Origin of the sequence: Actinocorallia sp. A-T 12471, from assembly GCF_033875155.1 — a bacterium.
Classification (GTDB): domain Bacteria; phylum Actinomycetota; class Actinomycetes; order Streptosporangiales; family Streptosporangiaceae; genus Actinocorallia.
The window spans coordinates 105,972-127,888 of record NZ_JAWZTE010000008.1 but is presented as its reverse complement, the minus strand read 5'-3'; the positions used below and the strand labels follow the sequence as shown (position 1 = coordinate 127,888).

Genomic DNA, 21,917 nt, shown 5'->3' with positions numbered 1-21,917 from the left:
CGTTCCGACACCCCAAAGCCCCGTGATCGGCAGGTCAGACCGCGCGAACAGAGGATTTCGTGTGAACACGGCGCTGGAGCGTGGTTGAATTTCGACGGGCGAACGCTGCAACGTCCGATTACATTGCTTACTTTGCGGCAAATGCGCTGGAGGTTCCGTGGACCTGAAGGTGACCGACTACACGAGTGAAGACGGCATCACCGTCATCAACGTGGAGGGAGAGATCGACGTCTACACGGCGCCGAAGCTCCGGGAGAAGCTGATCGACCTCGTCAACAAGGGCAAGTTCCACCTGCTCGTGGACATGGAGAAGGTCGAGTTCCTGGACTCCACCGGTCTCGGCGTCCTGGTCGGCGGGCTGAAGAGGGTGCGCGCGCACGACGGGTCGCTCGAGCTGGTGTGCACGCAGGAGCGCATCCTGAAGATCTTCCGGATCACGGGCCTGACCAAGGTGTTCGGCATCCACACCTCGATCGACGAGGCACGGGAAGCACGGGCGAAGTAGCCGCCGTGGGCACCGTCGAAGTCGCGTTCAGCGCGCTCCCGATCCATGTGCGGACCGCCCGGATGGTCACCAAGGCCGTGGCGGTGCGCTCCGGCGTCGCCGAGCCGCTGCTGGACGAGGTGCGGCTCGCCGTCGGCGAGGCGTGCTCGCGTGCGGTGGAGGCGCATCAGAAGCACTGCCCGGAGGAGCCCGTGCGGCTCGCCCTGACCGACGGGGGAGAGCGGTTCTCCGTCTCGGTCAGTGACAGCGCCCGGGCGCAGCCGGAGGATGACGGCCTGAGCATGGCCGTGATCAAGGGCCTCGCCGATGAGCTGGAGATCGTCTCTACCGCGGAGGGCACGACGATCAGTATGAGCTGGCCCACGCGTTGACTTATCCACAGAAAAGGCCCCACTCCGTGATCGTGGGGCCTTTTCTGTTTTTCTGGGAAGATAGGCGAAATTCCCGCTTCGTCCGGGAAAAGGGCCGATGAATCCCTGAGCGGTCGTGGGCGGCCGCACGGGCGGTGAGACGGAAATCTCACGCTGAGACCGCGCCCGGGAGCCTCGGAGGGCGTCCCGGGCGCGGTCGGGCGGAGATCGTCGGGTTTTCCACAGGCGGTGTCCGACCCCGCGCGACGCCGTCTACGCTGGGGCGCATGAGTGGTGCAAAAGGGTTTGCGATGATCTTCGCCGCGATGCTGGTCATCATGGCGATCCTGTGGTTCGTCGCCTCGCAGGTCGCGCCTTGAACAAGAAGTTGCTCGTCCTGCGGCACGCCAAGGCCGAGGTCGGGCTCGGGCTCGCCGACCACGAGCGTCCCCTCGCCGAACGCGGCCTGCGGGACTCCGCGGCCATGGGCGCGCACCTCAAGCGGGAGGGCCTGCTCCCGGACCTCGTGCTGTGCTCCACCGCGCTGCGCACCAGGCAGACCCTCGACGGCCTCGCCCTCGACGCCCCCGTGGAGTTCACACGCGGGATCTACACCGGCGACGGCTACGACCTGCTCACCCTCGTGCAGATCACCCCCGAGGAGGTCGGCACGCTGCTCATCGTCGGCCACAACCCCGCGGTGCACGAACTCGCCGTCATCACCGGCAACGCGCCGGTCGCGGAGTTCCCGACGTGCGCGCTCGCCGTCGTGGAGCTGGAGAGCTGGGAGTCGCACGGCGGCACGCTGCTCGCGCACCGGACGCCCAAGACCCTGCGATGACCCGCCGTTGAGCCGCGCTCACGCACAATGATCTTGTGTGGGGCTGGCTCAGAAGCAGGGCGTCGGTCGACTACGGCCTGACCGGGGCGGTCGGCGTCGGCGTCCCGCTGATCGTCGGGTCGCTGCTCGGCGCGTACTCCGAGGGGGCCTGGGTCGGTCTCGGGGCGTATCTGCTCGCGCTCGTCGCGCCCAAGGGCCCGTACTCGCTGGCCACGAGCCGGATCTGGGCGAGCTTCGCGGTGATCGTGGTGTGCGCGGCGCTCGGCGTCGCGGCGGGCGGCCTGTGGTGGACGGTTCCCGTGGTGCCGGTGATCGCGGCCGCGGGCGCGGTGGTCCCGTGGATCGGGATGACGGGCCCGCTGACGGTGCTCGTCGCCGCGACCCAGCCGCCGGACGCGAACCTCGCGCACCTGGTCCCCGCGGTGGCGGGCGGCGCGCTGTGGATGCTCGTGCTGATGCTGCTGCCGTTCCGATGGCGGGTGCAGAAGCAGCTGCGCAACACGGTCTCGGAGGCGGCGCGCGCGGTCGCGGAGCTGCTCGAGGCCCCGCGCACGGACGAGGCGCTGCGCGCGAAGGCGTCGGAGGCGTTCGGCGAGGCGCGGCAGGCGCTCGAGCTGACCAGGCCGACCGAACGCGGGCTGCGCCGCGAGCGGCTGATCGACGCGCTCGTGCGGGTGCTGCACGCGTCGGTGACGCTGCACGGCCTGCTGCACGGGCTCAAGGACCCGCCGCCGGAGGTCCACGAGGCCGTGGTGTTCCAGGCGGCGCGGCTGCGGGTGCTCGCCGACGCGATCGAGCACGCCCTTCCGCTGCCGCCCGCCGAGACGCACACGCTCGACCGGCTCGCCGAGCGGATCGACGGGCTGCGCAAGGAGTGGCGGGCGAAGCACGACGCGGGTGAGCGGGAGGAGGAGATCTACCTCAGGCTGCTGGTCCTCGAGCAGATCCTCCGGCTGCTGCGGCGCGTGCACACTGCGGTCGAGTCGGCGGTGCGGCTCGCGGGGCGCCTGACGTTCGAGCGGGCGAGGCCCGCCCTGCCCGAGCCGCCGCATCCGCTGCGCGGCTGGCGCAAGGTGCTGCGGCACGTCGAAGACAGGTCGCCGAACTTCCGGTACGCCACGCGGCTGTTCCTGACGACGGCGGTGGCGCTCGCGGTGGTCGCGGCGCTGCGGCCGCCGTACGGGAACTGGCTGGCGATCTCGGCGATGGTCACCACGCGCGCGACCTATGGGGACACCCTTGAGCGCGCGCGGGCGCGGATGATCGGGGTCCTGGTGGGCGGGGTGCTCGCCGCGCTTGTGCTGCAGCTCGTGCACGACAAGCTGCTGCTGGCGCTTGTCGTGTGCGCCTTCGCGCTGCTCGCGTTCGGGTTCCGCGACCTCGGGCACACCGCGTGGGTGCTGTTCGTGACGCCGACGATGATGACGCTCGTCGACTTCGCCTCACCGCTCGGGTGGGAGGTCGCGGCGCTGCGGGTGGTGCTGACCGCCGCCGGCGTGCTGATCGGGCTCGTCGCGGGACGGCTGCTGTGGCCGCGCGGGGGGCTGCGGATCTCCGACCTTGAGCGGAAGGTGCGGCGCACCCACGCCGCGCTGGTCAGGGCGATGTCCGCGGTCCTCGACAAGGAGGCCGACGAGTACGACGCGGCCTACCACGACGCGAGCGTCGCGGCCGGGGACCTCGCGAAGGCGCGCAACCGCCTGGCGGCCGAGCCTACGCCCGACACCGAGCGGATCGCGGCGCTGAAACGCGTGCTCGACACCGCCCAGCGCATCCGCGACGACATGGTGACGCTGCGGGGCCTGCGCCAGGACGAGGCGGTCGACGCGGGCCCGGTGCCCGAGCTGCTCGACCTCGTCGCCGACAGCCTGGAGGAGGGCGGCAGCTGCGACGCCCAAGCCCAGCTCGGGAGGCTCGACGCCCACCTGTCGGAGCTGGCCAAGGCGCGCAGGGCCGAGGTCAGGTCGGGCGAGCCCGGCGACACGCCGCTGCGCCGCGAGCTGCTGCACGCCGCCGCAGTCCGCTCGGCACTGCGCAGCCTCACCTCCGAGTCCTTCGGCGACCGCGACGAGGACGACTGACCAAGCCCGCCCGGACGCGGCCAGCTCGCCGCGCGCGGCCGCGACGGCAAGTCGAGAGGTGATGCCAAGGACGACTGGACGCGCGCGGCTGCGACGAGGACGACTGGCCGGGACCGACGGGCGGTCGCGGTGAGGACGGCCGCCGAAAGGTGATCGGCCGAGGGCGGCTGGGCGCGGCGGTCGCGATTGGGTGACTGGCCGGGAGTGATGCGGGCGGCCGCGCCGAGGGGCGGTCGGCCGGGGGCGGCTGGGTGTGGGCGGCCGCGACGAGGACGACTGACCGAGCCCGCCCGGACGCGGACAGGCCGACGGGCGCGGGGCGGTTGGATGTGTGTGGGGGTGGTGGGGGGTTGGGGGTGGGGTGGGGGTTAGGGGGTGTCTTCGGCGTCGGCGGCTTCTACTTCGTCGCGGGAGAGGCCGAGGAGGAAGAGGATGGAGTCGAGGTAGGGGACGTTGACGGCGGTGTGGGCGGCCTGGCGGACGACGGGCTTGGCGTTGTAGGCGATGCCGAGGCCCGCGGCCTGGAGCATGTCGAGGTCGTTGGCGCCGTCGCCGATCGCGACGGTCTGCGAGACCGGGACGCCCGCCTTGGCGGCGAACTCGCGCAGCGCGGCCGCCTTGCCCGCGCGGTCGATGATCGGGCCGATCACCTTGCCGGTGAGCTTGCCGTCGACGATCTCCAGCGTGTTGGCCGAGGCGTAGTCGATGCCGAGGTCGGCGGCGAGGCCGTCGGTGATCTGGGTGAAGCCGCCGCTGACGATCGCGAACTTGTAGTCGAGCCGCTTGAGGGTGCGCACGAGGGTGCGGGCCCCGGCGGCGAGTTCGATCTTGGCGCGGACGGCGTCGATCGCGGCGGCGTCGAGCCCGGCGAGCAGGGCGACGCGCTCGCGCAGCGACCCGGCGAAGTCGAGCTCGCCGCGCATCGCCGATTCGGTGATCTCGGCGACCTTGTCGAGCTGCCCGGCGTGCTCGGCGAGCAGTTCGATGACCTCGCCCTGGATCAGGGTGGAGTCGACGTCCATGACGATCAGCCGCTTGGCCTTGCGGTGCAGCCCCGCGCGCTGGACGGCGACGTCGACGCCCAGGGCGGCCGCGTCGGAGGCCAGGGCGGCGCGCAGCGACTTGGGGTCGGCCCCGGAGATCAGCAGCTCGATCGCGGTGACCGGGTAGCTGCCGAGCTTCTCGATCCGGTCGATGTTCGCGCCGTGCGCGGCGATCCGCCCGGCGACGCCGGAGACCGCGGCGGGCGTGAGCGGGCTGCCAAGCACGGTGACGTGCAGGTGGGAGCGCTTGCGCCGGGGCGTCTTCGACCCGCCGGTGGACAGCTCGAACTCCATCTCGAGCGCGTCGGCGACGGTCTTGACGGCCTCCAGGACCCCGTCGACGCTCTCGTCGCCGGAGTGGGAGACGAGGACGCCGAGGATGAGCCTGCCGTGGATCACGACCTGCTCGACGTCGGCGACCTGCAACGGGAAGGCGGCGAGGGTGGAGAACAGCCGGGAGGTCACCCCTGGGCGATCCCTGCCGGTCAGCGTGATGAGCAGCGTCCGTTCCATAGCTGGCACCACGCTACCGTTCCGTAGCCGGGAAGCGGGCACCGAGTCCAGGATGTGGACGGATGACGCCTCCGATGGCGAATCATCCGTACGCGGTACGGCGGGTGAACAAGGGTAGAACCAGAGACTGATCCGCACGCGCGCGCGGAGAGGTAGCGTCATGGAAAGTCGGGGCGTCGCGACGCCGGGGAAAACGGATTGGTGAACGGTGAGCGATACGCTGACCCACTACTCTGATGCCAGACCGCACGTGGGGTCGCCGGCCGCGGGGGTGGCACGAACCGCCGCAAGGAGATCGTCATCGAAACTGCTATGAACGTCGCAATCAGGTACGCAGCGGGTTCGGACATCGGCTGTAACCGGGAGAACAACGAGGACTCCGGGTACGCCGGTCTGTTCCTGCTTGCCGTCGCCGACGGGATGGGCGGCTACGCGGGCGGCGAGGTGGCCAGCTCGACGGTGATCAACGCCCTGGCCCGCTTCGACGCGCCGGTTCCGGAGACCGAGCTGCAGGGCACGCTGGCCCGCGCCGTCTCCGAGGTGAACGGCGCGCTCGGCCAGGCGATCGCCGCGCATCCTGAGCTGAACCGGATGGGCACCACGTTGACGGCGATGCTGTGGAACGGCACGAGCCGCTTCGCGCTCGCCCACATCGGCGACTCCCGGGCCTATCTGCTGCGCGACGGCGTCCTGTTCCAGATCACCAGCGACCACACGCTGGCGCAGCTGCTGGCCGACGGCGGGGACGCGGGGGAGAACTCGCACCTGTCGCACATGCTGTTCAAGGTGCTCGACGGCGGCCCGGACCGGGAGCCCGACCTCGCCACGCGCGACGCCCAGGTCGGCGACCGCTACCTGCTGTGCTCCGACGGCCTGTCCGGCCCGGTCGGCCCGCAGGAGATCTTCGACATCCTGTCGGAGGAGAAGGAGTTGCCGCGCGCGGTGTCCCGGCTGATCGCCGCGGCGCGCGATCACGGCGGACCGGACAACATCACCTGTGTCGTACTGGATGTCGTCGAACCGGAACCTCTGCCGGAAAACCAGCGTCCCACCATCGTGGGAGCGGTCGCAGGAGCCTGACCATAACGGTCTGGTCCCGGGGCGGTCCCCCGGCTTGACGGTCCGCACCGCCATGCCGGTATAAGGGCCAGTTAAGGACAGCCAGGTCGGGTGGAGGCACGATGACGGGGGCCATGGCGTTGCGCCGGCGTCCCGTCGGCGTCGCCGTCACACGGGTCACGGCGATGGCGGCGGCGGCGCTCGTCGTCGCCACCGCGCACGGGGTCCACGATCCCGGGATTCTCTGCCCGCTCAGGCTGCTGACTGGAATCCCCTGTCCCTTCTGCGGCGGCACCACCGTCTTCATCGAGCTCGGTTCGGGTCACCCCGTCCGGGCCCTCCTCGCCAACCCCCTCGTGTTCGTCGGCGCGATCGTCTTCGCGGTCGCTCCTTTGGGGGTGGAGGCCCGATGGCGCACGGTGAGTCCGCGGGCGCGTGCCTGGCTTTTCGGCACGGCCATCGCGGGTTCCGGTGTCTGGCAGTCGTTCAGATGCGGAGTCCTCTGATAGCGCGCGCCGTACCCCCGGCCCTCGCACAACCCCATAGAACCTAGGAGAAGTGAACGTGGGAACTCCCCCTCCCTATGACCCGTACGGCCAGCAGCAGCCCGGCTACGGCCAGCAGCCGCCGCCGCAGCAGCCGGGTTACGGCCAGCAGTACCCCCCGCAGCAGCCGCCCGCCTACCAGGCGACGCCGCCTCCCGCCTACCCGGCGCAGCCGGCGTTCCCGGCGGCGGCCCAGCCGCAGTACGGGGTGCCCCCGCAGCAGCAGTACGGCTACGCGGGCGGCGCGTTCGGCGCCTACGCGGGCTGGGGCTCGCGGTTCGCCGCCTACCTGGTCGACGCCATCATCATCGGTATTCCGCTGGGCATCATCAACGCGATCCTGCAGAACGTGCTGGTGACGACGTCGATCGACTACGAGACGGGTTACGTCAACACCAGCGGGATTCTGCTGGCGAACGTCATCGGCATCGTGTTCTCGCTGCTCGGCTGGGCCATCCTCGCCTACTTCGAGGGCAACACCGGCCAGACCCCGGGCAAGCGCCTGGTCAACATCCGCCTCATCAGTGAGCGGACCTCGCAGCCGATCGGCTTCGGCATGGCGTTCGTGCGCAAGATCGCGCACATTCTCGACGCGCTGCCGTGCTTCATCGGATTCCTGTGGCCCGCTTTCGACGCCAAGAAGCAGACGTTCGCCGACAAGGTCATGACCACCGTCGTCGTCCGCTCGCACTGACGCGTAATACGCCGTACCGGGGCGTCCCTTGGGGGACGCCCCGTTTTGTCCGGGTCGCATCCGGGAAGGTGGGGGGCCGTGCACGAGGGCCTTGTTCTGTCGGGACGTTTCGAGCTGCGTCGCAAGCTCGGCCAGGGCGGGATGGGCGCGGTCTGGGAGGGCCTCGACCAGACCCTCGGCCGCCGTGTGGCGATCAAGACCCTCGCGGTCAGCCCGACGGCCGAGGCGGCGCGCCGGCTGCGGGCCGAGGCCCAGATCGGGGCGAGCCTGTCCCATCCCGGCATCACGGTCGTCCATGACATCGGCGAGTACGAGCAGACGCTCTACGTCGTCATGGAGTACCTGGAAGGCCACGACCTGTCCCGCGCGCTCAAGTCCGGCGGACTGCCGCGCGACAGGGCGCTGACCGTCGCGCGTGAGCTGCTCGGCGCGCTCGGCGCGGCGCACAACCAGGGCGTCGTGCACCGCGACGTGAAGCCCGCGAACGTCATGCTGCTCGACAAGGGCGGCCTCAAGATCCTCGACTTCGGCATCTCCCGCTTCGCCGACTCCACGATGACGGGCTCGGTCATCGGCACCCCCGGCTACATGGCCCCCGAGCAGTTCTCCGGCAAGGACGTGGACGCGCGCTGCGACCTGTACTCCTTCGGCGTCCTGCTGTACGAGCTGTTCACCGGGCGGATGCCGTTCGAGTGCCAGACGCTTCCCGAGTTCGTCGCCGCGCACCTGTACCGGGAGCCCGAGCCGCCGCGCGCGGTGAATCCGGGCCTTCCTGAGTCACTGAACCGGCTGATCCTCGATCTGCTCGCCAAGGACCGCGCGGCGCGGCCCGCCTCCGCCGAGGAGGCGCTGGCCAGGCTCGAGGCGGTGCGCTTCGACGGGCCCGCGACCGGGTTCGGCGGAATGAGCTCCGCCCCGCCGCACACCCCGCCCCCGCAGGCGTTCACCAGACCGCCCGTGCAGGCCGGGACCCAGCCCGCGGGCGGCGCGGGCACCCAGCTGCCGTTCGCGTTCCAGCAGCCCGCTCAGCACACCCAGCAGCCGCCGCTCCAGGCGTTCGCCCAGCCGCCGACGCCGACCCCGCAGCCGTTCGCGCAGCTGCCGACGGCCCCGCCGCAGCAGTTCGCCGGCCCGCCTGTTCCGCCGCCGCAGCATCCCGGGGCCTACGCCCTGCCGCCCTGGGCGGTCGGCAACCCGCATGTCAGGGATCCTTCGTATCTGCGGAGGTTCGCCGCGTTCGCCGTGGACTGGGTGATCGCGTTCGTGATCGTCATCGCGTTCGTCGCGGTGATCACCGTCAACGACCCGCGCGAGGCCGAGCTGAGCGACCCGCAGGGGTACGCGATGATGACGGTCTGGGCGCTGGTCTACCTGGTCTTCGGCGCGATGGAGGGGGCGCTGGGCTTCGGTCCGGGCAAGGGCCTGTTCCGGCTCCAGGTCTTGGACGAGCGCACCGGCGCGCCGCTGGGCATGGCGCGGGGCGTCGCGCGGGTCTTCGCGCAGATCCTCAACTGGCTGACCTGCTTCATCGGCTTCCTGTGGCCGCTGTGGGACCCCAAGAAGCAGACCATCGCCGACAAGGTCTGCCTGGCGAGGGTGATGACCCGCTAGCGCGCGGGCTCGAACACCGCGGCGTGCGCGGCGACGTGGGCCCGTCGGACCGCCCGGTCGAGGACGGCCAGGGCCTCGGCGCGGGCCAGGGCCTGGCGCGAGGTCAGGGTGTGGCCCGCGGTGCGGTCGGCGAGCTTGAGGATCATCGCGAGCCGGCAAGCCTGGGCGTCGACGCGGTGGGCGCGGGCGGGGTAGCCGGGGGCGAGGCCGCTGTCGGCGTCGTCGCGCAGCGCCTTCAGGACGGCCGAGCGCTGCCCGTTGACGTCGTCGATCGTGGTCATGATCTCCGTCACCTCGCGCATGGCGGCGGTGAGGGCGCGGTCGGCCTCGGCGAGCGACGGGACGTCGGGCTGCTCGGTGCGCGCGGGCAGGACCCGCCAGGCGGTGCCGGTGTAGGAGGAGCCGCGCAGGTCGGCGGCGGGGACGAGCCCGACGGCCGTGCCGTCGAGGACGGCGACGGCCGCCTCGCCCGCCTCGATCGCGGCGGTGTTGAACTCGGGCGGGCCGCTCAGGCCGAGGGGGTCGCCGGGCGCGGGCAGGGCGAGGCGCAGGCCCGCGAGGCCGGACGGGCGCAGCCCGGCCAGCCAGGCGCGCAACGGCACCTCGCCGACGACGTGCGGCCCTGAGCGCTCGATCGCGTCTACGGCCTGGTCGAGCCCGGTGTGCCCGGTGAGCCAGGCGTTGGCCCAGGCGACCAGGCTGGGGGAGGGACGGCGGTCACGCATGACATCAACAGTAACCGGCGTCCCGGTGCGCTCGCCTGACCGGTGATGCCGCGCGCCCGCTGCAATAGGGTGGTGCGCGGAGGACTGAATGGGTGAGGTACTGAGGCTTGAGGGCGTCGTGATCCGGCGCGGACAGGCCAGGTTGCTCGACGGCGTCGACTGGACGGTCAACGAGGGCGAACGCTGGGTGGTCATCGGACCGAACGGCGCGGGGAAGACAACCCTGCTCCAGGTCGCGGCCACCACGCTCTTTCCGACCGAGGGCGCCGTCCATGTGCTGGGCGAGCGGCTCGGCGCGACCGACGTGTTCGAGCTGCGGCCCAGGATCGGGTTCGCGAGCGCGGCGGTCGCCGAGAAGGTCCCGGCGAACGAGACGGTGATCGACCTCGTGCTCACCGCGTCGTACGCGATCCTCGGCCGGTGGCAGGAGGAGTACGACTCCTCGGACGTGGCGCGCGCGGTGGAGCTGCTGGAGGCGCTGGGCGCGTCGGATCTTGTGCGGCGGCGGTTCAACACGCTGTCGGAGGGCGAGCGCAAGCGGGTGCAGATCGCGCGGGCGCTGATGCCCGACCCCGAGCTGCTGATGCTCGACGAGCCCGCCGCGGGCCTCGACCTCGGCGCGCGCGAGGACCTCGTGCGGCGGCTGTCCCGGCTGGCCGAGGAGATCACCGCCCCCGCGATGGTGCTGGTGACGCACCACCTGGAGGAGGTGCCTCCGGGGTTCACCCACGCGCTGCTGCTGCGCAAGGGCGGCGTGGTGGCCGCGGGCAAGGTGGACGAGGTGTTCACCGGCGAGAACCTGACGGAGTGCTTCGGCCTGCCGCTGAGCGTGGAGAAGGCGAACGGGCGCTGGTTCGCCCGCGCCCTGCCGGTCTGAGCGGCGTTCGGGAGTCGCCCGACCCCACATGCCGGGTGACCGGCGTCGCTGTCTACGATCGAGGTCCATGACACCGTGGGAAGCGGCCGCGATCCTCGTGGCCGGCACCGCCGCAGGCGGCATCAACGCCGTCGTGGGGTCGGGCTCGCTCATCACCTTTCCGACCCTCGTGGCGCTCGGCTACCCGCCGGTGGTCGCGAACGTCTCCAACAACATCGGCCTCGTGCCCGGCGCGATCACCGGGACCTGGGGGTACCGCAAGGAGCTGGCGGGCCGCTCCAAGCTGCTGGTGCGCCTGGGCAGCGCCTCGCTGATCGGCTCGGTGATCGGCGCGATCCTGCTGCTGCGGCTGCCGGACGAGGCGTTCAAGATGATCGTCCCGGTGCTGATCGCGATCGCGCTCGTGCTGGTCGTGGTGCAGCCCAGGCTGAACAAGTGGGTGGCCGAGCGGCGCAAGACCGCGGTCGCGCACGGCGGCGTCCTGCTGTGGTTCCTGGTGTGCCTCGCGGGCGTCTACGGCGGCTACTTCGGCGCGGCGCAGGGCATCCTGCTGATCTCGCTGCTGGGGATCTTCCTCGCCGACGAGATGCAGACGGTCAACGGGATCAAGAACGGGCTTTCCGGGATCGTCAACGCCGCCGCGGCGGTGATCTTCATCGTGATCGCCGAGGTCGACTGGTGGGCGGTCCTGCTCATCGGCATCGGGGCGATGCTCGGCGGGTACCTCGGTGCTTCGGTGGGCCGGAAACTGCCGCCGTGGGCGCTGAGAACTGTCATTGTTTGTGTTGGTTTGACGGCGATTGCGAACCTCGTCCTCGGGTAGAACTCGAACAGGAGTTCCCCGGAGGTGACCCTTGAAAGGCGACCGCGTCGAGATCGTCGTCGAGGCCGGAGACGGCTCGCCCCGCACCTACGAGGTCGTCGCCACCAAGGCCGGGCGGCGTGTCGAGATCGTCAACCGGCGCGGGCTCGTCGAGGTGGCCGAGGTGACGCGCACGGGCACGCCGGTGCGGACCGCGCGGTTCATGGCGGGACGCGTCGTCGCGCTTGTCGAGTACCCGGCGGAGGACGCCGAGCAGTCCGGCTAGTCCGGCTGGTCCGGTTAGATCGGCCTGACCTGGACCCTGCCGTCCTCCTCGACCCGCGTGTCGAACGCCGTCTGGCGGGCGGTGGCGGGCCCGTCGACCACCGCGCCGTCGGTGACCCGGAAGGTGCTGCCGTGCCAGGGGCACATGACGCACGTCTGCCCCTCGACGGCGACGACGCGGCCCTGGTGCAGGGGTCCGGCAAGGTGGGCGCAGGCGTCGGCGAGGACGTGCACGGTCTCGCCCTGGCGCAGGACGAACAGGTCGATGTAGCCGAGGGTCCGGTGGACGGGCCAGCCGTCGGGCAGCTCATCGAGCGCGCACAGGTCGTGCCAGCCGAGCGGCACAAGGTGGGCCGCCGAAGGCGCGTGGTTGGCTCCCGCGGCCATCCGGAAGGCGAGGTGGCCGCCCAGGTAGGCCCCGGCGGCGAGGGTGCCGAGCCCGGCGAGGCCGAGGAACTTGCCGGTGGCCGTGCGTCCCCTGACCCGCGCCAGCAGCGACGCGCCGAACATGAGGCTCGCCGCGCCCTGGGCGGCGGCGTGCGCGAGGCCGACCCGCTGCTGCTCGCGGTGCAGCGCCGACCAGTCCGCCCACCCCGTGACGGCGGTGGGCGCGGACGCGACGAGCCCCGCGAAGATCAGCGTCTTGGACGCGCGCTGGGTGCCGGGCAGGAAGTCGAGGAGGACCGCCGAGCCGAACGCGCCGATAGGCAGGTCGGTGAGGGGCGCGTGCGCGGGATGGCCCAAAGGCACCCCGTACAAGGTGTTGCGCACGGTCCCGCGCGGGAGCACCCGCTTGATCACCGCGCTGATGTCGCGGATGCGGGCGTCGGCGCGCGAGTCGAGCTCAAGCCGCTCGGCGAGGCCCACCGGATGGGCGCGCGCGGCAGCCCGGCGCATCGGCGTCGCCACCCTGTTGATCAGCCTGCCTGCTCTTCCCCGGTTCACAGACTGGACCCCCTCTGGGTGTTCGCTACGGGCCAAGCCGACAGTTTCGACACTAACCCACACGCTGGGTGACGCGGGTGGGCAGCACCCCCGGGAGCGTGCGTCAGCCGACGGGCGTGACGGTGACGGGGACGCCGTTGAAGACCGCGTTGCCGGACAGCACGTCGATCGTCGACTCGTCGGTGAGGGTGTTGGCGCTGACGCCCGCGCGCTCGGCGGGGATGCCGAGCCTTGTGCCCGGCCGCGCGTGGCCCCACCCGTGCGGGAGGCTGACGACGCCGCGCATGATCTCGTCGTGCGGCTCGGCCTCGACCTCGACCGCGCCGGTGCGCGAGGCGACCTTGACGCGCGCGCCGGGGGCGATGCCGAGCTCGGCGGCGTCGTCCGGGTGCAGCCGCAGGGTGCAGGTGTTGGTGCCGCCGGTCAGCCCGCCGATCTGGTGCATCCAGCTGTTGTTGGAGCGCAGGTGGCGGCGGCCGATGAGGACGAAGCCGTCGGTCCTGCGTGACGCGCGCATCCGCTGGACGTCCTCGGCGAACGGTTCGGGGCAGATGTCGATCTTGTCGAGGACGAGGACCTCGGCAAGGCGGGGTTCCAGCGGGCCGATGACCTTGCCGCCGACGAGCTCGTCAAGGGTGAGGCCGTAGGGGCCGAGCCGGACCATCATGTCGAGCCGCGTTTCGGCGTTCGGCGGGCCGAGTTCGGCGCGCAGGTCCTCGCGGCCCGCCTTCTTGAGCGTCGCCTGGATGACCGTCTCGTCAAGCTGTTCCGGCGTCACCCCGAGGATCTCCCCGGCGATCCGCGCGGCGATCTCCGACTCCGACGGACGGTCCCCGAGCGGCACCACGGGCGGCGAGTAGCGCGCGTAGTTCTGCACGGTGAAGGACAGCAGCGCGACGTCGTAATGCGGCGAGCGGGTGTGCGGGGGCGGCGGCAGGACGACGTGCGCGTGCGCGGTCGTCTCGTTGAGGTAGGGGTCGACGCTGACCATGAACTCGAGGTTCTCCAGCGCGCGGCCGATCCTGTCGCCTCCGGGGGCCGACAGGACGGGGTTGCCGCCGATGGTGATGAGCGCCCGGATCTGCCCCTCGCCCTCGGTCTCGATCTCCTCGGCGAGCGCGGCGACGGGCAGCTCCCCGTTGGCCTCGGGAAGGCCGCGCACGCGGCTGTGCCAGCGTCCGGTCCGGTAGGGCCGGGTGCGCCTGCCGAAGGAGTGCGCGGCCTTGGGGAACATCGCGCCGCCCGGCCTGTCGAGGTTGCCGGTGAGGATGTTCAGCACCTCGATGAGCCAGCTGGCGAGGGTGCCGAACTCCTGGGTGCAGGTGCCGATCCTGCCGTAGACGGCGGCGGACTCGGCTTCGGCGAGCTCACGGGCGATCCGGCGGGTGGTCTCGGCCGGGACGCCGGTCAGCGCGGCGGTGTCCTCGGGGCTGAACTCGGCGGCGAGCGCGCGCAGCCTCTCCAGGTTGGCGACGTCGTGCCTGGGCTTGGCGAGGCCCTCGCTGAGCAGGGCGTCCACGAGGGAGAACAGGAACCACGCGTCGCCGCCCGGCCGGATCGGGACGTGCTCGTCGGCGAGTTCCGCGGTGCGGGTGCGCCGGGGGTCGACGACGGTGACGCGCCCGCCGCGCGCCCGGATCGCCTTGAGCCGTCCGGGGAAGTTGGGCGCGGAGCAGATGCTCCCGTTCGACTCCAAGGGGTTCGCGCCGAGGATCAGCAGATATCCGGTGCGGTCGAGGTCGGGGACGGGGATGGCGACCGGGTCGCCGAACAGGTAGCCCACGGCGACGTGCTTGGGCATCTGGTCCGACGTCGACGCGCTGAACACGTTGCGGGTGCCGATGCCCCGGATGATGGCCGAGCCGTACAGGGCGCCGGCGACGCTGTGCGCGCTGGGGTTGCCGAGGTAGACGCCGACGGCGTTGGGCCCGTACTGCTCGATGACGCGGCGCAGGGAGCGTCCGGTCTCGGCGAACGCCTCATCCCAGCTGGTCTCGACGCCGTCCACGAGGGGCGCGGCGAGCCGGTTGGGGTCGTTGTCGAGCTTGCCGAAGCTCGCGCCCTTGGGGCAGATGAAGCCCTTGCTGAACGGGTCGTTCCGGTCGCCCCTGACCTTGACCACCTTGTCGTCCTCAAGGGTGAGTTCAAGCCCGCACAGGGCCTCGCACAGGGGGCACGTCCGCGTAGCGATTCGGCTCATATCAGGTATGTAACCACTTACCACACCCCGCCTGACAGGGTCCGTGAGCGACGTTGGGCCGACGCACACCGCGCGCCTACGAGGACGGCAAAGGCGGGATCAAGAGCGCGCATGTCGCGGGTGTCGGGAGCCGCCGGGCGGGAGGATCTTGCGCGTGCCGCTCCTGAGAAGCCTCGTCCTCCCGCTGACCACAGTCTCCGTCTGCGCGATGGCCCTCTGCGCGGCGGTCCCCGCGCACGCGGGCGGCGCGGCCTACCAGCCGCGACAGGGCGCGATCTTCAGCCATCCGACGGCGGCGGGGCCCGGCCGCGAGAACGTCATCCGCGAGCACCTGCTCGCCCTGATCAACCACGCCGCGCGCGGCTCGACGATCCGGGCAGCGATGTACCTGTGGCGGGACGCCGCGGTGACCGAGGCCCTCGCCCGCGCCAAGAACAAACGCGGCGTGACCGTCCAGATCATCACCAACAACGCGCGCGACAGCAAGGCGCGCCCGTACTTCAGCGAGCTGACCAAGAAGATCGGCAACTATCGTCCCGGCTTCACCGACGGGTCGTGGGCGGGCGAGTGCCGGCGCAGCTGGGGGTGCCTGGGCACGGGCATCCACCACAACAAGTTCTTCCTGTTCTCCAAGGTCGGGTCGGCCTCCGACGTCGTCGTGCAGAGTTCGGCGAACCTGACGCTCGAGGAGCGGACGGAGTTCTGGAACAACGCCTACACCGTCGCCGACTCCGGGCTCTACGGCGCGTACGGCGACTACTTCGAGCGGCTGCGCGAGGGCGTCGGCAGGGTGCGGCCGCCCGCCGACGACGCCTACACGCACGTCGTCACCGGCAAGCACCAGCTCTACACGACGCCGAGCGTGGGCCCCGGGGACCCGATCACCGAGGTCCTCGACCAGGTCAAGTGCAGTACGAACAAGGCGCGGCCGACGAGGATCAGGGTCGCGATGTTCAAGTTCGGGCTGCGTCCGATCGCCGAGCGCCTCGCCGCGCTGCGCGCCGAGCCTGGCGGCTACTGCGACGTGAAGCTCGTCTACGGGATGCTCGGCACCACCCCGGCCGCGATCGCCAGGACCGAGCGGCTGGTGCGCGCGGGGACCGACGCGGCGCGCGAGTGCTCGGGCAAGATGACCGTCCACTCCAAGTACCTGACGATCGACGCGGGCGCGGGCAGCCTCGAGGGCGTGACCGGACGCAAGGCCGTCCTCACCGGCAGCCTCAACTACATGCCCTTCGACCTGCGGCGCAGCGACGAGACTGTGCTCAGGATCACCGACGCCAGGGTGCACGACCAGTACCGGATCGACTTCGACGCGCATCTGTTCCGGACCTGTGCGAAACCGTGGTGGGAAGGCGACCGAACCGCAACGCGCTGATCTGTCACCGGCGTCCGATGTCCGATATGTTGCGCTCTACTTCACGGTAACCGTGAGGGAACCCTGGCATGGGGTCGGTGAACGGTGAGTGCAGCACGGTGAAGCTTGAGAATTTCGGTCGGCGTCTTTTCTGGGGCCTGACCTCCCTGTCCGTGGGCGCGGCGCTGCTCGCGACCCCCGCCGACGCGGCGGCCCCCGTCCCCGCCGACGGCGGCGCGCGGATCATCGCCACCGAGCGCGTCGGCCCGCGCACCGTCGACATCACCGTGGACACCCCGTCGATCGCCGCGATGGACCCGAAGGTCCGCATCCTGCTCCCCGAGGGGTGGAGCCAGAACGCGACGCGCACGTGGCCCGTGCTGTACGTGCTCCCGGGCGGTCCCGACACCTACACGATCTGGACCGAGAAGACCGACATCGAGAAGACGTCCGAGGGCTCGGACGTCATCGTCGTCATGCCCGAGGCGGGCCAGAGCCAGGGGTTCGTGGACTGGTACAACGGCGGCAAGGGAGGCTCGCCCAAGTGGGAGACCTTCCACACCCGCGACGTGCGCCAGCTGATCGAGCGCAACTACCGGGGCGGCACGGACCGGGCCGTCATGGGGATCTCCTCCGGCGGGTCGGGCGCGATGATGTACGCGACCCGCAACCCCGGCCTGTACAAGTACGCTGCGGCCTTCAGCGCGGTCCTGCACCCGACGAAGCCCGGACTTCCGGCGATCATGCTGCTCGCGGACATGACGATCGGCACGGTGACGAACCCGTTCGCCAAGCTCGGCGACCCGCTGTTCGACCGCTGGAACTGGCTTGAGCACGACCCTTACGTCAACGCCGCCGCGCTGCGCGGGACCGGCGTCTACATCTCCGCGGGGACGACCGGCCTGCCCGGGCCGCTCGACCCAGAACCCGGCCAGGTGCTCGAGGACAAGGACGGCGACGTCCTCGAGGTGATCAAGCAGTACGCGGCGGGCTCGGCGGGCGAGAAGCTCGTCGGCCTCACCAGCAAGGACATGGCCGCGCGGCTCGACGCGATGGACATCCCCGCGACCGTCCACCTGTACGGCGACGGCCTGCACGCCTGGCCCTACTGGAACCGCGAGTACAAGGCGGCGTGGCCGCTGATCATGAAGGCGCTCGGCGTCTGACCCGGGGAAGAGTGTCCAGTCTCACACCGGATGTCGGGCTTTTCGCGGCCCTTAAACGCCCTGACATGACGGACACAGACCCCAGTAGATGACGTCGGCCTCGTCCACGGCGAAGCCCGCCGCGTTCGCCGGCTCGAGGCACGGCGCGTGCCCGACCGCGCAGTCCACGTCCGCGACGGCCCCGCAGCGGCGGCAGACGAGATGGTGGTGGTTGTCCCCGACCCGCGACTCGTAGCGCGCGGGCGAGCCCGCGGGCTCGATCCTGCGCAGCAGCCCGATGTCGGTGAGCGCGTTCAGCGCCTCGTAAACCGCCTGCGTGGACACGGTTCCGACGCGTTCGCGCACCTTCACCGCGACCTCCTCGGCGGTCAGGTGCCGCGCCGACCTGAGCGTCTCGAGGATCGCGACGCGCGCGGACGTCACTCTCAGTCCTGCGCCGCGCAGGCGCGTCGCGGAGTCCGCGGGGGCGGTCACGTCCATCTCTCCACCTCGGGGGGAACTGGCACAGCGGGGGCCGGACGGCCGCACGGGCCGTCCACGTCACCCTCCAAGGTACAAAGCACAGGACGAAGCCATGCCAACCGGACAGCCTGGTGATGCGGCCGGGACGGTGCGGGGGGATGATGGACCGGTGACGGAGACGGGGACCCCACTGCGGCGTAAGCCCGCGCAGCGCCGTTCGGCCGAGCGGGTACAGCGGATGCTCGACGCGTGCGCCGAGATCCTTGACGAGTCGGGCTACGACGGCCTGTCCACGACGCGGATCGCGCAGCGGGCGGGCGTGGCGATCGGCTCGGTCTACCAGTTCTTCCCCGACAAGCGCGCGGTCGCCCAGGCGCTCGCGCTGCGCAACCTCGAGGACTTCGGCGGCAGGATCGGGCTCCTGCTCGACGAGCTGCCCGCGGGGAGCTGGTCGCTGCTGGTCGGCAGGGCGATCGACATCTTCGTGGAGATGCACCGGACCGTCCCCGGCTTCCGGGTGCTGCGCTTCGGTGACGTCGCCGACCCGCACCTGCTGGATGAGTCCGCCGACAACAACGCGGTCGTGGCCGAGCGGCTGCGTGAGCTGATCGTGCAGGCGACGGGCGTCCCGGACACCCCCGAGCTCCAGCGGGCGTTCGCGATCGCGGTCGAGTCGGCCGACGCGCTGATCAAGATGGCGTTCCGCCGCGAGCACGACGGCGACGACGCGGTGATCGGCGAGGCCAAGGGACTCATCCAGACCTATCTGGCGGGTTACCTTGAACACTGATCAATCAGCTGTTTCCGCAGTAAGAGCCCGCTCTTGCGGTCGAAACCCACGATTCTCGGACATTACGTCTTTGGCGCGTGTGAGTGCCGTCCACACTGCCACCATGGGTCCATGACCGGTGACGAGATCGCCAGGCCGCGCAGCGGTTCCGTCGGAGGGGTCCCCTTTGTGGCGCTGCCTCCGACCGCGGTGGACTCTCCGCCAGCGGAAGGTCTGATCGTCTGCTGGCACGCCTTCGACCCGCCGCGCGCCGAGGCGGCGATGGCCGCGGCGCTGCCCATGACGTCGGTGCCGGTCTGGCGCGTCTACCTGGGCCTGCGGCTGCCCGGCGACGTCGCCGACCGCGATTACGTGCGGCTGCTCGGCACGACCGTGGAGCGGGCGGCCGCCGAGCTGCCCGAGGCCGTCGCGGCGCTGCGCGCCCTGCTGGGCTGCGGGGACGGCGCGATCGGCCTGGTCGGGCACGGGGAGGGCGCGTTGATCGCGCTGCTGGCCCTGGCCGAGGCGCGGGTCGAGGCGTCGGCGGCGGCGCTCGTCGCGCCGGTGTCGAGCCCGTCGCGCGCGGTCGCGGCGCGCGAGCAGCGGCTCGGCCCGTACGCGTGGGACGCCGAGACGCGCGAGACCGCGACCCGGCTCGAGCTCACCGCGCGGACCGCCGAGATCGTCCGGCATGACCCCAGGGTGCTGCTGGTCAGCGGCGGCACCGACCTGCTGGTGCCGACCTCGGAGGTGATGGCGCTGCGCGACACGCTCGCCGACGCCGGGCTCAGCACCGTTGAGGCCGCGACGTTCCGGATGGGCCACGCCCTCGCCGACGCGCCGGGCCTTGAGCCGCGCCCGCCCGTCGCGGCGGCCGTCAGCGTCGACGGCGCGCTCACCGACTGGTTCCGCAGGCACTACGCCACCACGCCCTACCGGGACGACATGGCGCTGGCCGCGCCCATCGGCTAGCCGAGCAGCGCGCGCAGGGCGGCGACGGCCGTGTCGATCTCGTCCTCGGTGTTGTAGTAGTGCACCGAGGCGCGCACCCGCGCGGGCGGGCGCGCTCCGGCGTCGTAGCGGAAGGTCTGCTCCGACACCCGCGCGACGACCCCGCGCCCGGCGAGCCCGGTGACGATCTCGGCGGCGGTCCGCGTGGCGTGCCCGAACGTCACGATCCCGCTCTTGTGCGTCCCCCGGTCGTGGACGGTGACGCCGGGCACGTCGCCGAGCGCCTCGCGCAGCCGGGCCGCCAGGCCCTGAACCCGCGCGGCGATCGCGTCGAGGCCCAGGTCGAGGGCGTAGCGGGCGGCGGTCCCGAGGCCGAGTTGGCCCGCGACGGACCGTTCCCAGCTTTCGAACCTGCGCGCGTCGGGGCGGAAGGTGAACTCGTCGGGGCCGGTGAGGTCGGCCGCCGCGAGGTCGACCACGGCCGGGTCGAGCAGCGGCAGCACCTCGGCGCGCGCGTACAGGAAGCCGGTGCCGCGCGGGCCGCGCAGGAACTTGCGGCCGGTCGCCGACAGCAGATCGACGCCCAGGGCGCGCACGTCGATCGGGAGCTGGCCGACCGACTGGCAGGCGTCGAGCAGGAACAGCGCCCCGTGCGCGCGGGCCAGCGCGCCGACCTCGGCGGCGGGGTTGACCAGGCCGTCGTGGGTCGGCATGTGGTTGAGCGCGACGAGCCGGACGCCGCCCCTGGCGAGGGCCGCGGCGAGCGCGGCGAGGTCGATCGCGCCGTCGGGGCCGTCCGGGATTACTTCGGTGACGGTTCCGTGCCGCCGCGCCGCCTGGACGTAGGCGAGGGCGTTGCTGGCGTACTCGCTCGACGTGGTGAGAATCCGGTCGCCGGGCTTGAACGGGATCGCGTAGAACGCCTGGTCCCACGCGCGGGTGGCGCTCTCGGCGAAGGCGATCTCGCCGGGGTCGGCCCCGACGAGTTCGGCGAGCGCGGCGTAGGAGTCGGCGATCTTGTCGGCGACGGCGTCGGCCGCCTCGTACCCGCCGATCTCGGACTCGAGGGTCAGGTGCGCGACGACCGCGGCGAGGACGGGTTCCGGCGGCAGGGACGCGCCGGCCGCGTTCAGGTGGACGGCATGCCGCGTGCCCGGGGTGTGCGCTCTGATCAGCTCGATGTCCACGCTCGTCCTTTCGGGGGTGGTACGAACCAGCATAGGGAGCCCGGCATCCTAGGGGGATGATGCGCAGCCTGATCGCCGCCGGAGTCCTGCTCGCCCTCGCCGGATGCTCCTCCGGCACGGACGCCGCGCCGGAGCCCGACCGCGGCACCGCGGGGGCGATCTTCACCCTCGCGTTCGCGGGCGACGTCTCCTTCATCGGCGAGTTCACCGACCGCCTCGACGACCCCAAGAACGCCCTGTCGTCGGTCGCCGCCCAGCTCGGCGCGGCCGACGTGACCGTCGCGCACGCCTCGGACGTCGCCGCGCTCCCCGCGCTCAAGGCCGCCGGGGTCGACGCGGCGATGGTCGGCGCGCAGGAGGTGCCGAACGACACCGAGATGCCCGTCATGGGCGGGACGTTCGAGCCGCTCGTCGCCAACGTGAACGGCGGCCAGGTCGCGTTCTTCGGCGCGGAGCGCGCGGTCGCGGGCGACGACCGCCTCGTCAACGCGATCAAGGACGCCGAAGGGAAGTACAGCGCCGTCGTCGTCTACGCCGAGTGGGGCGAGGAGGGCCAGAGCTGCCCGAGCGCGGCCCAGAAGGCCGAGGCCGAGAAGTACGTCGACGCGGGCGCGGACGCCGTCGTCGGCACCGGCGCGCGGGTCCTGCAGGGCGGCGGCCTGCTGAAGGAGAAGTACGTCCACTACGGCCTCGGCTCCTACGCCACCCCCGAGTTCGCCGCCGACGGCCCCACCGGGCAGACCGGCCTGCTCACCCTGACGTTCAGCGGCTCGATCGTCACCAACGCGGACTGGGCCCCGGCCGAGCTCAAGGCCCCCGGACTGCCCACCCCGCTCAAGGACGAACCCGCCCAGAACGCCTACGCCGCGTGGCAGGCGCTCACCGGCTGCGCCGGGCTCAAGCAGTGATCAGGACGCGTGAACAACGGCGGTCAGCACGGCGTCATCTA

Annotated in this window: 22 protein-coding genes; 16 read left to right on the top strand and 6 right to left on the bottom strand. The window is 71.6% G+C overall.

Annotated elements, in window-relative coordinates; translation table 11 throughout:
• Positions 1-157: 157 nt before the first annotated feature.
• The 4 genes from R9X44_RS22410 to R9X44_RS22395 all read left to right on the top strand — a co-directional run bounded on the left by R9X44_RS22410 (position 158) and on the right by R9X44_RS22395 (position 3,777).
• The gene (locus R9X44_RS22410; protein WP_319816211.1) at positions 158-505 is read left to right on the top strand and encodes an STAS domain-containing protein; all 348 of its coding nucleotides are present in this window, start codon (positions 158-160) and stop codon (positions 503-505) included.
• 5 nt (positions 506-510) lie between these two features.
• Positions 511-876, top strand: a complete 366-nt coding sequence (locus R9X44_RS22405; protein ID WP_319816210.1) for an ATP-binding protein — start codon at positions 511-513, stop codon at positions 874-876.
• Between the two features lie 355 nt (positions 877-1,231).
• Positions 1,232-1,696: a SixA phosphatase family protein gene (locus R9X44_RS22400; protein WP_319816209.1), complete on the top strand. Its 465-nt coding sequence runs from the start codon at positions 1,232-1,234 to the stop codon at positions 1,694-1,696.
• A gap of 35 nt (positions 1,697-1,731) precedes the next feature.
• Entirely contained in the window at positions 1,732-3,777 is a 2,046-nt protein-coding gene (locus R9X44_RS22395; RefSeq protein ID WP_319816208.1) for an FUSC family protein, read from the top strand.
• Between the two features lie 368 nt (positions 3,778-4,145).
• Here R9X44_RS22395 and serB read toward each other — a convergent pair whose 3' ends face one another.
• Positions 4,146-5,333 carry a phosphoserine phosphatase SerB gene (gene serB, locus R9X44_RS22390; protein WP_319816207.1) on the bottom strand — a complete coding sequence of 396 codons (1,188 nt, stop codon included), beginning with the start codon at positions 5,331-5,333 and terminating at the stop codon, positions 4,146-4,148.
• Between the two features lie 312 nt (positions 5,334-5,645).
• Between serB and R9X44_RS22385 the strand changes: the two genes are divergently transcribed.
• The 4 genes from R9X44_RS22385 (at position 5,646) to R9X44_RS22370 (ending at position 9,242) form a co-directional block, all read left to right on the top strand.
• Complete coding sequence (locus R9X44_RS22385) at positions 5,646-6,413, top strand: PP2C family protein-serine/threonine phosphatase (RefSeq protein ID WP_319816206.1); 768 nt, start codon at positions 5,646-5,648, stop codon at positions 6,411-6,413.
• A gap of 101 nt (positions 6,414-6,514) precedes the next feature.
• Positions 6,515-6,898, top strand: a complete 384-nt coding sequence (locus R9X44_RS22380; protein WP_319816205.1) for a DUF2752 domain-containing protein — start codon at positions 6,515-6,517, stop codon at positions 6,896-6,898.
• A 58-nt stretch (positions 6,899-6,956) separates the two neighbouring features.
• Positions 6,957-7,631 carry an RDD family protein gene (locus R9X44_RS22375; RefSeq protein WP_319816204.1) on the top strand — a complete coding sequence of 225 codons (675 nt, stop codon included), beginning with the start codon at positions 6,957-6,959 and terminating at the stop codon, positions 7,629-7,631.
• A gap of 78 nt (positions 7,632-7,709) precedes the next feature.
• Positions 7,710-9,242, top strand: a complete 1,533-nt coding sequence (locus tag R9X44_RS22370; RefSeq protein WP_319816203.1) for a protein kinase domain-containing protein — start codon at positions 7,710-7,712, stop codon at positions 9,240-9,242.
• Here R9X44_RS22370 and R9X44_RS22365 read toward each other — a convergent pair.
• On the bottom strand, positions 9,239-9,967 hold the full coding sequence (locus R9X44_RS22365) for a hypothetical protein (protein WP_319816202.1): 729 nt from the start codon (positions 9,965-9,967) through the stop codon (positions 9,239-9,241). The two genes, R9X44_RS22370 and R9X44_RS22365, sit on opposite strands and share 4 nt — an antisense overlap.
• An 88-nt stretch (positions 9,968-10,055) precedes the next feature.
• Between R9X44_RS22365 and R9X44_RS22360 the strand changes: the two genes are divergently transcribed.
• From R9X44_RS22360 to R9X44_RS22350, 3 genes are all read left to right on the top strand, one after another.
• On the top strand, positions 10,056-10,844 hold the full coding sequence (locus R9X44_RS22360) for an ABC transporter ATP-binding protein (protein ID WP_319816201.1): 789 nt from the start codon (positions 10,056-10,058) through the stop codon (positions 10,842-10,844).
• 67 nt (positions 10,845-10,911) lie between these two features.
• On the top strand, positions 10,912-11,667 hold the full coding sequence (locus R9X44_RS22355; protein ID WP_319816200.1) for a sulfite exporter TauE/SafE family protein: 756 nt from the start codon (positions 10,912-10,914) through the stop codon (positions 11,665-11,667).
• Positions 11,668-11,698: 31 nt separating this feature from the next.
• Positions 11,699-11,932, top strand: a complete 234-nt coding sequence (locus R9X44_RS22350; protein WP_319816199.1) for a hypothetical protein — start codon at positions 11,699-11,701, stop codon at positions 11,930-11,932.
• A gap of 14 nt (positions 11,933-11,946) precedes the next feature.
• Here the strand turns inward: R9X44_RS22350 and R9X44_RS22345 are convergent, their stop codons facing one another.
• Both R9X44_RS22345 and R9X44_RS22340 read right to left on the bottom strand, forming a co-directional pair.
• On the bottom strand, positions 11,947-12,876 hold the full coding sequence (locus R9X44_RS22345; RefSeq protein ID WP_319816198.1) for a Rieske 2Fe-2S domain-containing protein: 930 nt from the start codon (positions 12,874-12,876) through the stop codon (positions 11,947-11,949).
• A gap of 103 nt (positions 12,877-12,979) precedes the next feature.
• Entirely contained in the window at positions 12,980-15,076 is a 2,097-nt protein-coding gene (locus R9X44_RS22340; protein ID WP_319816197.1) for a molybdopterin-dependent oxidoreductase, read from the bottom strand.
• A gap of 154 nt (positions 15,077-15,230) precedes the next feature.
• Between R9X44_RS22340 and R9X44_RS22335 the strand changes: the two genes are divergently transcribed.
• Together R9X44_RS22335 and R9X44_RS22330 are read left to right on the top strand one after the other, a co-directional pair.
• Positions 15,231-16,454 carry a phospholipase D-like domain-containing protein gene (locus R9X44_RS22335; protein ID WP_319816196.1) on the top strand — a complete coding sequence of 408 codons (1,224 nt, stop codon included), beginning with the start codon at positions 15,231-15,233 and terminating at the stop codon, positions 16,452-16,454.
• A 98-nt stretch (positions 16,455-16,552) separates the two neighbouring features.
• The gene (locus R9X44_RS22330; RefSeq protein WP_319816195.1) at positions 16,553-17,599 is read left to right on the top strand and encodes an alpha/beta hydrolase family protein; all 1,047 of its coding nucleotides are present in this window, start codon (positions 16,553-16,555) and stop codon (positions 17,597-17,599) included.
• A gap of 51 nt (positions 17,600-17,650) precedes the next feature.
• Here the strand turns inward: R9X44_RS22330 and R9X44_RS22325 are convergent, their stop codons facing one another.
• On the bottom strand, positions 17,651-18,079 hold the full coding sequence (locus R9X44_RS22325) for a Fur family transcriptional regulator (RefSeq protein ID WP_319816194.1): 429 nt from the start codon (positions 18,077-18,079) through the stop codon (positions 17,651-17,653).
• Between the two features lie 151 nt (positions 18,080-18,230).
• Here R9X44_RS22325 and R9X44_RS22320 point away from each other — a divergent pair, with 151 nt between their 5' ends.
• Both R9X44_RS22320 and R9X44_RS22315 read left to right on the top strand, forming a co-directional pair.
• Positions 18,231-18,851: a TetR/AcrR family transcriptional regulator gene (locus R9X44_RS22320; RefSeq protein WP_319816193.1), complete on the top strand. Its 621-nt coding sequence runs from the start codon at positions 18,231-18,233 to the stop codon at positions 18,849-18,851.
• Between the two features lie 111 nt (positions 18,852-18,962).
• Positions 18,963-19,802 carry a hypothetical protein gene (locus R9X44_RS22315; protein WP_319816192.1) on the top strand — a complete coding sequence of 280 codons (840 nt, stop codon included), beginning with the start codon at positions 18,963-18,965 and terminating at the stop codon, positions 19,800-19,802.
• Here the strand turns inward: R9X44_RS22315 and R9X44_RS22310 are convergent.
• The gene (locus R9X44_RS22310) at positions 19,799-21,001 is read right to left on the bottom strand and encodes an aminotransferase class V-fold PLP-dependent enzyme (RefSeq protein WP_319816191.1); all 1,203 of its coding nucleotides are present in this window, start codon (positions 20,999-21,001) and stop codon (positions 19,799-19,801) included. The two genes, R9X44_RS22315 and R9X44_RS22310, sit on opposite strands and share 4 nt — an antisense overlap.
• 23 nt (positions 21,002-21,024) lie before the next feature.
• Between R9X44_RS22310 and R9X44_RS22305 the strand changes: the two genes are divergently transcribed.
• Complete coding sequence (locus R9X44_RS22305; protein ID WP_319816190.1) at positions 21,025-21,876, top strand: CapA family protein; 852 nt, start codon at positions 21,025-21,027, stop codon at positions 21,874-21,876.
• The last annotated feature ends 41 nt before the right edge of the window (positions 21,877-21,917 follow it).

Coding starts and splice junctions, on each gene's coding strand:
- R9X44_RS22355 (WP_319816200.1), top strand. CDS start 10,912: ATGACACCGTGGGAAGCGGCCGCGATCCTCGTGGCCGGCACCGCCGCA.
- R9X44_RS22380 (WP_319816205.1), top strand. CDS start 6,515: ATGACGGGGGCCATGGCGTTGCGCCGGCGTCCCGTCGGCGTCGCCGTC.
- R9X44_RS22340 (WP_319816197.1), bottom strand. CDS start 15,076: ATGAGCCGAATCGCTACGCGGACGTGCCCCCTGTGCGAGGCCCTGTGC.
- R9X44_RS22385 (WP_319816206.1), top strand. CDS start 5,646: ATGAACGTCGCAATCAGGTACGCAGCGGGTTCGGACATCGGCTGTAAC.
- R9X44_RS22315 (WP_319816192.1), top strand. CDS start 18,963: ATGACCGGTGACGAGATCGCCAGGCCGCGCAGCGGTTCCGTCGGAGGG.
- serB (WP_319816207.1), bottom strand. CDS start 5,333: ATGGAACGGACGCTGCTCATCACGCTGACCGGCAGGGATCGCCCAGGG.
- R9X44_RS22325 (WP_319816194.1), bottom strand. CDS start 18,079: ATGGACGTGACCGCCCCCGCGGACTCCGCGACGCGCCTGCGCGGCGCA.
- R9X44_RS22365 (WP_319816202.1), bottom strand. CDS start 9,967: ATGCGTGACCGCCGTCCCTCCCCCAGCCTGGTCGCCTGGGCCAACGCC.
- R9X44_RS22310 (WP_319816191.1), bottom strand. CDS start 21,001: ATGCTGGTTCGTACCACCCCCGAAAGGACGAGCGTGGACATCGAGCTG.
- R9X44_RS22360 (WP_319816201.1), top strand. CDS start 10,056: ATGGGTGAGGTACTGAGGCTTGAGGGCGTCGTGATCCGGCGCGGACAG.
- R9X44_RS22305 (WP_319816190.1), top strand. CDS start 21,025: ATGATGCGCAGCCTGATCGCCGCCGGAGTCCTGCTCGCCCTCGCCGGA.